Origin of the sequence: Maritalea sp. (genome assembly GCF_047634455.1) — a bacterium.
GTDB lineage: Bacteria > Pseudomonadota > Alphaproteobacteria > Rhizobiales > Devosiaceae > Maritalea.
In genome coordinates, this window is the sequence record NZ_JBLIAI010000007.1 from 33806 (window position 1) to 46195 (window position 12390).

A 12390-nucleotide genomic window follows, 5' to 3' on the forward strand; every position below is an offset into this window, starting at 1 on the left:
AAAAAACTTATTTAATAAGAGATCATCACAATGAGCAAGATTTTTGATTGGTTCGAGGGCCAAATAGACCCCTATCCCAAGGACGAGCCAAAACGCCCGCCAAAAACGCTTTACGCATTTTGTCGCCATTACACAAAGGGCATGGAAATCTGGCTTATTGGGTTGGCCATTGTTTCTGCGCTGATTGCCATTACCGAAGTGCTGTTGTTCGGCTTTCTGGGTAACGTCGTCAATTGGTTGTCAAACTCGGACCCAAAGACTTTTATTGCAGAACAGTGGACAAGCCTTTTGTTCATGGGGCTGGTCATTTTGGTGGCCAAACCGATAATCTCGATTGTTGGCTCGTTGATTATGCACCAAACCTTGCTTGGTAACTTTCCCATGCGTATCCGCTGGGATGTGCATGGCTATTTGATCCGCCAATCAATGACATATTTCCAGGACGAATTCGCGGGTCGGATCGCCACCAAATTGATGCAAACGGCGCTCGCCGTACGTGAAACGGTGATGAAGATTCTCGACATTCTTGTTTATGTTGTCACCTATTTCTTAGGCATTTTGGTCGTCACTTTAACCGCCGATTGGCGTTTGATGGTGCCATTTTTAATCTGGTTTGCGGCCTATGTCGCATTGATGCGATTTTTCGTGCCACGCATGCGCAAAATCTCCGCCGAACAAGCCGACGCGCGTTCGCTAATGACCGGTCGAATTGTCGATAGCTACACCAACATCGCCACAGTAAAACTCTTCTCGCACTCCAATCGTGAAGAAGCCTATGCCAAAGAAAGCATGGACGGGTTCTTAAGTACGGTGCATCGGCAAATGCGGCTGAGCGCCACGCTTGACATTTCCATCGTGTGCATGAACTCGGTGCTGCTGTTCGTCGTCGCTTGGATAGGCATCACGCTTTGGCTGGATGGCCAGGTCCAACCCGGCCCTGTTGCCGTTGCGCTTGGCATCATTTTGCGGATATGGGGCATGTCCTATTGGGTGATGTGGGAAATGTCGGCGCTGTTTGAAAATATAGGCACCGTGCAAGATGGCATCAACTCCATTTCTTTGCCGCGTCTTGTTGCGGATAAAAAGAACGCTAAGCCAATTCCTCAGGTTAGAGGCAACATCAAGTTCAACGATGTGACGTTCAACTATGGCAGCGAAAAAGGCATTATTGAGGGGCTAAATCTTGACATTCCAGCAGGGCAAAAAGTTGGACTGGTCGGCCGGTCAGGTGCGGGCAAATCCACGCTCGTGAACATCTTGCTGCGGTTTTACGATGTGGAAAAAGGCGCTATCACAATCGATGGCAACGACATTGCCAGCGTCACCCAAGATAGCCTGCGTGAAAATCTCGCCATGGTCACGCAGGATACGTCGCTGTTGCACCGTTCTGTGCGCGAAAACCTTCTTTATGGTCGGCCTGATGCCAGCGAAGAAATGATGATTGCCGCGGCCAAACAGGCAGAGGCACATGACTTCATTCAAGAGCTGACCGACCCCAAAGGGCGTCAGGGTTATGACGCGCATGTGGGCGAACGCGGCGTGAAGCTTTCCGGTGGTCAACGCCAGCGAGTGGCCATCGCGCGGGTGTTGCTCAAAGACGCGCCCATCCTGATCTTGGATGAAGCGACCTCAGCGCTCGATAGTGAGGTGGAAGCCGCGATCCAAGAGCAATTCCATCACTTGATGCAGAACAAGACCGTGATCGCCATTGCGCACCGCTTGTCCACCATCGCAGAAATGGATCGATTGATCGTCATGGATCAGGGCAAAATCATTGAGGATGGTTCGCACGATCAATTGCTCAAAAGAAACGGCGTTTATGCGCAATTGTGGAAACGTCAGTCCGGCGGTTTCATCAATCCGGTTGAGGAAGAAGAACTGATTGCCTAGGTCAAATGCCATCGGCGCACGAACAATCTCGCGCTGATGGCCGAACTATAGCCAGCGGCGGGTGTTTTTGCGAAACAACAAATAGGCGGCACCAAATTTGTTGCCCAGATAAGCTTCTTCACGTTTGATAACGCCATAGTGCAAGGTAAGGATCACGGGCAGCGTTAAAATCACGCCCCACTCAAGGTTCCAAAACACGCTAACCCCCAAAAAGAAGGTCACCATACCCACATAAATTGGGTTGCGGGTCAGTGCGTAAACGCCTGAATGCACAAGAAACAGCGCAGGCTTGTGCGGTTCAACATTGGTGCCGTGTTTGCGCAATTCCATCACCCCCAAAATGGCGACGGAGATGCCCGTAAGCGCCAGAATAGCGCTGAAGCCAGTTTGGAATTTCGATTGGAAAACCGGCGCGAGAAAGGTGATTGGCAAGAGCCATTCGAGCAGAATAGCCAACCCAAACCCGATCAATAGGATTAGTGGTGGAAAAATGACTACATTGGGATTGTCGCGTGTATGTTCACTCATCTCATCCCTCCTGTGCCCACTATGGGCAACTGGGATGAAACTATCGGCCCTTCACCACCACATTGTCAATCAGTCGTACGTCACCAAGAAACGCTGCTGCAAAAAGCCGGGCAGGGCGATCGAATTGCGCCATTGGTGAAAGGTTATCGCTAGCACGCAATTCCAAATAATCAATCGAGGTAAAACCTGCCTCCAGCAAGCTCTTGGAAGCATGTGCCAGCACCCTAGTCACGTCATTCCCTGATTCAATGTCTTCAGCGGCTTTGCTAAGTGCTAGAAATAGCGCAGGTGCAGTTTTACGGCCTGTTTCGCTAAGCCTTACATTGCGCGATGACATCGCCAAACCGTCGTCTTCACGCAAAATCGGGCAACCAACAATCTCAACTGGAATGTTGAGGTCAGTAACAAACCGATTGATCACGGCCAACTGTTGGAAATCTTTTTGTCCAAAATAGGCAGCATCTGCCTGAGCCTGCAACAGCAGTTTTGTAACAACTGTCGCAACGCCATCAAAATGTCCGGGCCGTGTCGCGCCGCAAAGCCCTTCGCTGACGCCGCTTACGCTCACTGTGGTCGAAAACCCATCCGCATACATCTCGTCAACGTCCGGCGCCCAAACAATGTCCACACCCAACGGCGCCAGCAAAGCCACGTCCGCCGCTTCATCGCGCGGGTATTTGTCCAAATCCTTGGGATCGTTAAACTGCGTCGGATTTACGAAAATCGACACAATCACCTTGTGTCCATCCGCTTTAGCAGCCTGAACAAGGCTTAAATGCCCGGCATGCAACGCACCCATTGTGGGTACAAGCCCAACTGTATGTCCTTGTTTGCGCAGGCCGCGAACGCGCTCGCGCAGCTCATCAATCGTGCGAACAATCACGGGCTTCATTTCTTATCCGCATAGACATGGTCAGCACCAGGGAAGGCGCGTGAGCGCACGTCTTTGGCATAGGTCTGGATCGCAGCCTGTGCATCAATACCTAGTTCCGCGAACCGTTTCACAAATTTGGGTTTGAAGTCTTGGAACATGCCGAGCATATCATCGACCACCAGAACTTGTCCGTCGCATTGGTTTGATGCGCCAATGCCAATGGTGGGTATGTCCAACAGGGCGGTGGCTGCGTTCGCCAACTCTTCTGTCACCATTTCCAAAACGACACAAAACGCACCGGCATCTTGCACAGCCTTTGCATCATCCAACACACGCTGATGATCTTCACCGCGCCCCTGCACGGCATAGCCGCCGATGCCTTTAACAGACTGAGGTGTAAGGCCAACATGTGCCATCACCGGAATGCCACGCGAGGTCAAAAAATCAATGGTCTGTGCCATATGCGCGCCGCCCTCAAGCTTGATCGCGGTACAGTCGGTTTCTTTCATAATGTAAGCGGCAGTTTCAAACGCCTGTTCAGGGCTTGATTCGTAACTGCCGAACGGCATGTCGACCACCACGAGCGCATGGTCCGCACCGCGTCGCACGGCTTGGCCGTGCATCACCATCATCTCAACACTTACGCCTTGGGTGGAAGGCAAGCCATGCAACACCATCCCGACACTGTCGCCGACCAAAATCAGGTCGCAATGTTGGTCTGCTATTTTGGCGATGGGTGTTGTGTAGGCTGCCAAACAAACGATGGGCGCTTTGCCCTTCATTTCCATGATCTTTTTGGCATTCATGGGTTTTTTGTTGGTTGATACACTCATATGGGTTTCCCGACTGACCTGAAACAAACAAGGGCTCAACCCCACACCGAGCCAACCGCCTAAATAGAGCGGATCGGGAAATAAATCAATAAACGCAGTTTAGTCTTTGGGTGCACAATATATGCCATGCAATGTTTCTAACACGGATTCAACATCAGCCGAGGCGAGCGAATAGTGAATTACATTGCCTTCCCGCCTTGTGGTCACTAGCCGCAATGCGCGTAGTTTCCCCAAATGCTGGCTAAGGGCAGGTTGGCTAAGACCAACCAGTTCCACAAGTTCGGTTACAGGCTTTTCGCAGCCAACAAGATTGCATAAGATCGAAAGGCGTTTTGCATTTGCCATCGCACCTAATAGTTCAGCAGCTTGATCAGCGTTTTTTTCAAGTTCTTCAATGTTCATGTTGACTACATTAGTATATGCGCATATAGAAATGCAAGGGATGATTTAGAGCCTTTTTAGGCAAACTATTAAGCGGGGTAAATAGGAGTATGACGGAATTCACACCGTTCGAATCAATTTTGGGCGGCAGTCTGATCGGGCTGGCTTCAGTATTGCTTATGGCTTTTCATGGCCGCATCGCGGGCATGACGGGCATTTTGGCAGGCATCTTACCACCAACACAGGCCGATTGGGCTTGGCGCGCGACTTTTTTGCTCGGCGCAATTGCAGGTCCATTAGCCGTTTCAATTTTCACGGGCGCACCCGTGCCATTTGACAACCCAGTGTCATTGGGCGCTGTAATTATCGGTGGCTTCATCGTTGGCGTGGGTGTCAATTATGGGTCTGGATGCACATCAGGTCACGGCGTATGTGGCATGGCGCGGCTTTCGTCGCGATCAATGGTGGCAACTGCTGTATTTATGCTGTTCACATTTATCACCGTCTATGTAGTTCGCCATATACTAGGAGGGATCTAATAATGAAATTGATCTCAACTTTTATTATCGGCCTCATTTTTGGAACCGGCATTACCGTGGGCGGCATGGCCAACCCAGCCAAAGTGCTCAATTTCTTCGATATTGCGGGCACATTTGATGCGAGCCTTTTGCTGGTCATGGTTTCAGCGCTTGCGGTTACAGCAGTCGGCTATATCTTTGTTCTCAAGCGTCCACATCCAGTTTTTGAGGATGTGTTCTCACTGCCCGCAGCAAAACAGATCGACATGCCGCTGATCCTTGGTTCAGCAACCTTCGGTATTGGTTGGGGGATCACTGGCTTTTGTCCAGGCGGCGCTATCCCAGCACTGGGCTTGATGATTCCAGACCCGCTCATATTCGTTGTGTCCATGGGCGCCGGCATCACATTGGCGAAGTTCTTGCGCAGCAAAGACGCCTTCAAGACCACAAAAACACACAATTAACGAAAGGAACGATTTATGATTGAGCCACTACCATTTACACCGCAACTCAATGTTGAGCCGATCGTCACAGCATTCTTTGACGAGCCGACCAACACAATTTCTTATGTGGTGCAAGATCCAGCCAGCAACAAGTGCGCCGTGATCGATTCCGTCATGGATATCGACTACGCCGCCGGTCGGATTTCCTATGGGGGGGCCGATCAAATCATCGAGTTCATTAAGGACAATGAACTTGAACTGGAGTGGCTGATCGAAACCCATGTTCACGCTGACCATTTGTCTGGAGCTCCTTATATCCAAGGCAAATTGGGCGGCAAACTGGGCATTGGTGAAAATATCACCATTGTGCAAGACGTCTTTGGCAAAGTGTTCAACGAGGGCACGGAGTTCCAACGTGACGGCTCGCAGTTCGATCAGCTCTTTACCGATGGCGATAGCTACCAAATCGGCAACCTTACCGCCAATATTATGCACACACCGGGTCACACACCGGCTTGCATGACGCATACTATAGGCAACGCCGCTTTTGTGGGTGACACATTGTTTATGCCTGATGGTGGTTCTGCCCGCGCAGACTTCCCGGGTGGCGATGCCCGCACGCTTTATCGATCCGTAAAGCGCGTGTTGCAATTGCCGGATGAGACCCGGCTTTTTATGTGTCACGACTATGGTCCGAACGGCCGCGATATTCAGTGGGAAACGTCGGTTGCTGAAGAGCGCGAATACAATATTCATGTCAAGGACGGCATTTCCGAAGACGATTTCGTAAAATTGCGTGAAGATCGTGACGCCACGCTAGATATGCCAAAACTCATCATCCCATCGCTTCAGGTCAATATGCGGGCAGGAAGAATGCCGCCAGCGGATGCCAAAGGCGATGTATTTTTCAAAGTCCCAGTCAATAAGTTGTAATTATGCAATCCCAAAATTCGATTTTCAATTTCTTGGCCGCGCCTTTCAAAGCGCTTGCCAAGCAGCTAGAGGTTTCATCCAAAATGAACGTTAAAAGAATCACAGACGACTTCTATATTTCCGGTCAAGTTGGCTTCTCTGACCTGACAGATTTAGCAGAACAGGGGATCAAATCGATCATCTGCGCTCGCCCAGATGATGAAGAAGGCAATCAACCACGGTTCGCCGATCTCGCAAAAGAGGCCAAATCCCTGAACATAAAAATGTTGCATGTTCCCATTCGCCCGGGCCAGGCATCAGCCGGTGATGTCACAAAATTCGGCTCCGGTTACGCAAAATTGCAAAAACCAATTCTGGGCTATTGTCGTTCAGGCATGCGTGCTCAATCGCTTTGGGAATTAAGCCAAAAAGCCACCGCCACGCATGCGCCAATGAGCAAATAAATGGCCAGTCGGGATCAGTTCGTGTCGCAGATTATAAATAGGCTGAAAAAACTACCCATTTTTGATTGGGGAAGCCGATATAATGGCGAAACGCTGACCAGTGATTTGGTGGCGGCGATCATTGTCACCATCATGCTGATCCCGCAATCCTTGGCCTATGCTTTGCTTGCCGGCTTGCCCCCACAAATGGGACTGTACGCATCCATTTTGCCCCTTGTTGCATATGCGTTGTTCGGTTCCAGTCGTGCGCTCGCTGTGGGACCGGTGGCGGTGATCTCCCTTATGACCGCCGCCGCCGTTGGTAAGCTCGCATTGCAAGGCACCGAAGAGTACATTTTCGCCGCGATGGCTTTGGCATTGATTTCTGGGCTGATGCTGCTTGTGATGGGCCTGCTGCGGCTTGGCTTTATGGCCAATTTCCTGTCCCATCCGGTCATTTCGGGCTTCATTACAGCATCGGGCATCATCATCGCCACTAGTCAGCTCAAACATATTCTGGGCATTGACGCCCAGGGCCATAACTTGCTCGAATTGGTCAACTCGATTGTTTCGCATCTCAATCAAATAAATCCTGTCACTTTGACCATTGGCATTGCTGCTACAGGCTTTTTGTTCTGGGTGCGCAAGGGCTTAAAACCTTGGCTTTTATATCTTGGACTTAATGCGCGCTTGGCGGACATATTGGCCAAAACCGGACCTGTATTCGCAGTTGCTATCACGACGCTGGTCGCCTTTGGTTTTGATCTTGGCGGGCAAGGGGTCGCTTTGGTTGGTGAGGTGCCGCAAGGTTTGCCGGGCTTGCAAGTGCCAAAGCTTGATCTTGAACTGGTGATCTCGTTGGCGGGTTCAGCCGCGCTGATTTCCATTATTGGGTTTGTTGAATCTGTTTCAGTTGCGCAAACACTGGCTGCCAAACGTCGGCAACGGATAGAGCCAAACCAAGAATTGATCGCCCTTGGTGCGTCCAATGTCGCTTCGGCTTTTGGCGGTGGTTACCCTGTTACGGGCGGCTTCGCGCGCTCAGTGGTTAACTTTGACGCCGGAGCTGAAACGCCCGCTGCGGGTGCCTACACCGCCATTGGTATTGCCTTAGCGACGGTATTCCTGACGCCTTTGTTGTTCTTTCTGCCAAAGGCCACACTTGCCGCAACCATCATTGTTGCTGTGATGACGTTGGTCGACTTCTCAATCCTCAAGCGCACTTGGATCTATTCGAAAGCCGACTTTACGGCTGTGGTGAGCACCATGCTGGTCACCCTTTTGTTCGGTGTAGAGTTGGGCGTTACAACTGGCGTTTTGGTTTCTGTTGCGGTGCATCTTTACAAAACGTCGCGCCCCCATGCGGCCATTGTTGGTTTGGTGGAAGGCACCGAGCATTTCCGCAATGTTGACCGCCACGATGTGAAAACCATCCCAGATGTGTTGTCGTTGCGCGTTGATGAAAGTCTGTATTTCGCCAATGCCCGTTTTCTCGAAGATCGTGTTTATGATCTGGTGGCGGATCGCCCAGAACTTAAGCATGTGATTTTGATGTGCCCCGCGATCAACGAGATTGATACATCCGCCCTCGAAAGCCTTGAAGCAATTAACGAACGTTTGGATTCGCTGGGTGTGAAACTGCACTTCTCTGAAATCAAAGGCCCCGTCATGGATAAGCTCAAACGCACCGATTTTATTCAACATTTGACGGGCCAAATTTTCCTCAGCCAATATCAAGCGATTTGCGCGGTTGCGCCACAAACGTGTAAGCAAACCACGCTTGCAAATGGTAACAAGTTGTAACGGGCGTTCGGTTTTCAGCACAACAGCGTTTGACATCTCAGTAAAAATCCCAATTATCCCGATAACATTATACGAAGGTCGTATGCCTTCAGAATTGCGGGAAGTTTTATGGCTCAGGATCACTTGAAAGTCGGATTGGCGCAGATCGCGCCGGTTTGGCTGAACCGCAAAAAAACCATTCAAAAAGTTGTTCAATACGCTGTTGATGCGGCCACAAAGGGCGCCGATCTTGTCACCTTCGGTGAAGCGCTGGTGCCTGGCTATCCATTTTGGGTGGAATTAACCGACGGCGCTCGCTTTAATTCGCCCGCCCAAAAGCAAATGTATGCGCATTACCTTGATCAAGGCGTCGTCGTTGAGCGCGGCGATTTGGATGAATTGTGCAAAGTCTGTGCGCAAAACAATATGGCCGCCTATATTGGGATCATGGAACGTGCACCCGATCGAGGTGGCCACAGTCTTTACTGCTCGCTTGTCTATATTGATCGCAGCGGCAAAGTGATCTCCGTGCACCGTAAACTGCAACCCACCTATGAAGAACGCCTTGTTTGGGCGCAGGGCGATGGCAATGGATTGCAAGTCCATAAACTCGGAGAATTCCAAGTCGGCGGCTTGAACTGCTATGAAAACTGGCTGCCCTTGGCGCGCGCCGCGCTTTATGCGCAAGGCGAAGATTTGCGGGTCGCTGTTTGGCCCGGCGGCGCACACAATACACAAGACATCACGCGGTTTATCGCCCTTGAAAGCCGCTCGTTCGTTGTGTCTGTTTCGGGCCTGATGCGCCCGCAGGATATTCCAACTGACACGCAATTTTATGATGAGCTGACAACCAATGCACCAAGCCATTTTGCCAATGGTGGCTCGGCTGTTGCCGGACCAGACGGCAAATGGATATTGGAGCCACAAGTGGGCGAAGAAGGCTTGTTTGTGGTCGAACTCGATCATGCTCGAGTGCGCGAAGAACGCCAGAATCTGGATATTGTAGGCCACTATTCGCGCCCCGATGTCACACAACTGAACGTCAATCGACGACGCCAATCCACGGCCATATTTGATGATGGCGACAAGAACTAGGATCACAAGATGAAACGCTCTCAAATCAATGACATCATCCGTCAGGGTGATGAGTTTATTCGTTCGTTCGGCTATATTATGCCCCCATTTGCCTATTGGACGCCGGGCCAGATGAAGGACCGTGCCAACGATATGCAAGGTCTGATCAACGCCGGTATGGGCTGGGATATTACCGATTATGGCCAAGGTAAATTTGACGAGTTGGGCCTGTTTTTGTTCACCACCCGCAACGGCAATGAAGCTGACTTGACCAAGGGCACAGGCATGCTGTACGCGGAAAAAATCATGATCTCGCGCCAAGACCAAATCTCGCCGATGCACCGCCATAATGTGAAGGCTGAGGACATCATCAACCGGGGTGGTGGCACCTTGACGCTCGAGCTTTTCGCGCCCGCAGAGGATGGCACAATCGACCAGAAATCCGACGTGACTGTGCCAGTCGATGGCATAAAACGCACATTGCCAGCCGGCGGTATTTTGCGGCTTGATCCGGGGGAAAGCGTGACATTGATGCCCGGCGTTTGGCATGCGTTCTGGGGTGAGGGTGCAGACGTATTGATCGGCGAAGTTTCCACCGTCAACGACGATAAAACCGACAATGTTTTCCGCGATCCTATCGGGCGTTTTTCGACCATTGAGGAAGATCAAGACCCGCTTTATCTGCTGGTCAGCGACTATGATAAATTCTTCGCCAAAAGCTAACCTGTTACAACTTTCGGAGTTTTTATAACTTTCCTGTTGCGCGTTCGTCGGAAATTTTCCAATGTGCGCGCAATCTAGGGGGCTGCCCCCTAATCCCTCAAATTGTCTCACCAAAGGTTGAGGCCGGACAGGATCACAAATGAAATTTCCAATAAAAGCCCTCCTCGTTGCGTCTGGCATTTCTATATTGTCAGCGGCATCGGCGCTTGCGGCTGAATTTAACTTTAAGCTGCACCACTTTTTGGGCGCAACATCACCGTCGCAAACCGAGACGATTGAGCCTTGGGTGAAAGCAGTTGAAGCAGCCTCGAATGGTCGCGTGAAAATCGAAATCTTTCCTTCTATGTCTTTGGGGGGGCGCCCGCCAGAACTTGTGGGCCAAGCCCGCGATGGCGTTGTGGACATTGTCTGGACGGTGAACGGATATACACCGGGCGTTTTCCCACGCACTGAAGTGTTTGAATTGCCGTTCGTGCACACCAACAATCCCGGTGCAACTAACTTGGCAATGGCCGAATTGTTCGACGCTGAATTGCGTGAGGAATATAAAGGCCTTGAAGTGATGTTCTTGCATGTGCATGGCGGCAACGGTTTGCACACAGTGGATACACCAGTATACGAACCAGCCGATGTGGCGGGCCTTAAAATCCGCACCCCATCGCGCACTGGCGCGTGGACAATTGAGGCGCTTGGCGCTTCGGCTGCTGCGATGCCCGTGCCTGCCTTGCCACAGGCTTTGGCCACCAAAGCCGTGGACGCGGCGTTTGTGCCGTGGGAAATTATCCCGGCGTTGAAATTACAGCAACAAACACAATACCAAATTGAAGGTGCCAACAAAACGCGCTTTGGTACTTTGGTGTTCCAAATGTCGATGAATGGTGAGCGTTGGAATGGATTGCCTGACGACATTAAACAAGCATTTCTGGACGCTTCCGGTACCGAATGGCTGACCAAACTCGGTCAAGTCTGGACCGAAACAGACGACAAAGGCATCGCCATGGCAGTTGAGGCTGGCAACACCCACATCATGCTCGACCAAGCGCAAACCGACGCGTTTGAAACAGCTTTGAAACCAGTGATCGACCGCTGGGTGGATGAAGCAAACGGCGCTGGAATTGATGGTGCTGACTTGTTGGAAAAAGCGCAGGCCGCGATTGCAAAATACGCGCAATAACGCATAGTCTGCGTGCAAACAACGTGAATTGGTTAGGGAGTGCCAGTTTGGTGCTCCCTTTTTGATGTTATGAAAATCATCCTTATGCGTCATGGCCGTCCCGATTTAGATCTTGACGAGTTGCGTGGTCAAAAATTTGCGCCGATTGAGGTGGCAAGTATTCTCGCTGACTATGAAAAAAGCGAACTTGCAGATGACGTTTTTCCCTCACCTGAAGCCGTCGCAGCGGCAAATGCGTGCGTATCACATTTTACCAGCACCTTGCGCCGCGCATTGACGTCTGCGGAGCGGCTTGGATTTATTGAAACCGTACAAGTCAATGCCGTATTTGCCGAAACGCCAATGCCGCACACTCGGTGGGGCCGTCCCAAATTGGATGCTCTGACATGGAGTGTCGCCTTTCGACTTGCTTGGCTTGTTGGCTTTTCTCAAAATGGCGAACCAATTTCCGAGGCGAAGCAACGTGCAGCTGAAGGCGCGGTTTTGTTGGAAAATTCAGCAACACAAACTGGCAGTTCTTTTCTTTTGGGCCATGGCATTATGAACCGATTGCTTGGCAGTGAATTAAAGCGAAAGGGTTGGCAAAAAGTGCTTTCGAACGGATCAAAATATTGGTCACACGTCGTTTACGAGAAGTGATATCGAAACGGCATTTCAATTCGGCTGGTCCCGGATCACGTCCGGGACGGCCAGTCTTTATGCTTGTGCTCGAATCAATCGCTGGGGCATCCCCGGACTTGACCCGGGGTCAGTCTGGTTAAAATGGCCCGGCGGCGAGGTGTGCAGGTTACTTTGGCAATGCTTAGCTTCCCTCC

The 12390-nt window shown here is 51.0% G+C and carries 14 protein-coding genes; 10 read left to right on the top strand and 4 right to left on the bottom strand.

Annotation, left to right across the window (positions count from 1 at the left end):
- Positions 1-30 precede the first annotated feature (30 nt).
- Positions 31-1890 (top strand): ABC transporter ATP-binding protein, encoded by a 1860-nt coding sequence (locus tag ACJAZW_RS03880; protein ID WP_415155559.1) that lies wholly within the window; start codon positions 31-33, stop codon positions 1888-1890.
- 45 nt (positions 1891-1935) lie between these two features.
- On the opposite strand, the gene ACJAZW_RS03885 is transcribed toward ACJAZW_RS03880, so the two are convergent.
- From ACJAZW_RS03885 to ACJAZW_RS03900, 4 genes are all read right to left on the bottom strand, one after another.
- Positions 1936-2418: a methyltransferase gene (locus ACJAZW_RS03885; protein ID WP_415155560.1), complete on the bottom strand. Its 483-nt coding sequence runs from the start codon at positions 2416-2418 to the stop codon at positions 1936-1938.
- Positions 2419-2458: 40 nt separating this feature from the next.
- Complete coding sequence (gene panC, locus ACJAZW_RS03890) at positions 2459-3310, bottom strand: pantoate--beta-alanine ligase (RefSeq protein WP_415155561.1); 852 nt, start codon at positions 3308-3310, stop codon at positions 2459-2461.
- Positions 3307-4125, bottom strand: coding sequence for a 3-methyl-2-oxobutanoate hydroxymethyltransferase (gene panB, locus ACJAZW_RS03895; RefSeq protein ID WP_415155562.1), 819 nt, complete (start codon positions 4123-4125; stop codon positions 3307-3309). The genes panC and panB overlap by 4 nt, the downstream gene beginning before the upstream one ends.
- Positions 4126-4224: 99 nt before the next feature.
- Positions 4225-4527: an ArsR/SmtB family transcription factor gene (locus ACJAZW_RS03900; RefSeq protein WP_415155563.1), complete on the bottom strand. Its 303-nt coding sequence runs from the start codon at positions 4525-4527 to the stop codon at positions 4225-4227.
- Positions 4528-4616: 89 nt separating this feature from the next.
- On the opposite strand from ACJAZW_RS03900, the gene ACJAZW_RS03905 reads away from it, so the two are divergent.
- From ACJAZW_RS03905 to ACJAZW_RS03945, 9 genes are all read left to right on the top strand, one after another.
- Entirely contained in the window at positions 4617-5045 is a 429-nt protein-coding gene (locus ACJAZW_RS03905) for a YeeE/YedE family protein (RefSeq protein WP_415155564.1), read from the top strand.
- A 2-nt stretch (positions 5046-5047) separates the two neighbouring features.
- Positions 5048-5488 (top strand): DUF6691 family protein, encoded by a 441-nt coding sequence (locus tag ACJAZW_RS03910; RefSeq protein ID WP_415155565.1) that lies wholly within the window; start codon positions 5048-5050, stop codon positions 5486-5488.
- Between the two features lie 15 nt (positions 5489-5503).
- A complete protein-coding gene (locus ACJAZW_RS03915; protein ID WP_415155566.1) occupies positions 5504-6400 on the top strand; it encodes an MBL fold metallo-hydrolase in 897 nt (298 codons plus the stop codon).
- Between the two features lie 83 nt (positions 6401-6483).
- Positions 6484-6843, top strand: coding sequence for a TIGR01244 family sulfur transferase (locus ACJAZW_RS03920; RefSeq protein ID WP_415155567.1), 360 nt, complete (start codon positions 6484-6486; stop codon positions 6841-6843).
- A complete protein-coding gene (locus ACJAZW_RS03925) occupies positions 6844-8625 on the top strand; it encodes a SulP family inorganic anion transporter (RefSeq protein WP_415155568.1) in 1782 nt (593 codons plus the stop codon).
- Positions 8626-8733: 108 nt separating this feature from the next.
- Positions 8734-9699 (top strand): carbon-nitrogen hydrolase family protein, encoded by a 966-nt coding sequence (locus ACJAZW_RS03930; protein WP_415155569.1) that lies wholly within the window; start codon positions 8734-8736, stop codon positions 9697-9699.
- A gap of 9 nt (positions 9700-9708) precedes the next feature.
- Positions 9709-10401: a D-lyxose/D-mannose family sugar isomerase gene (locus ACJAZW_RS03935; RefSeq protein ID WP_415155570.1), complete on the top strand. Its 693-nt coding sequence runs from the start codon at positions 9709-9711 to the stop codon at positions 10399-10401.
- Between the two features lie 139 nt (positions 10402-10540).
- Positions 10541-11575 carry a TRAP transporter substrate-binding protein gene (locus tag ACJAZW_RS03940; protein ID WP_415155571.1) on the top strand — a complete coding sequence of 345 codons (1035 nt, stop codon included), beginning with the start codon at positions 10541-10543 and terminating at the stop codon, positions 11573-11575.
- A 69-nt stretch (positions 11576-11644) separates the two neighbouring features.
- Positions 11645-12214: a hypothetical protein gene (locus ACJAZW_RS03945; RefSeq protein ID WP_415155572.1), complete on the top strand. Its 570-nt coding sequence runs from the start codon at positions 11645-11647 to the stop codon at positions 12212-12214.
- Positions 12215-12390: the final 176 nt, after the last annotated feature.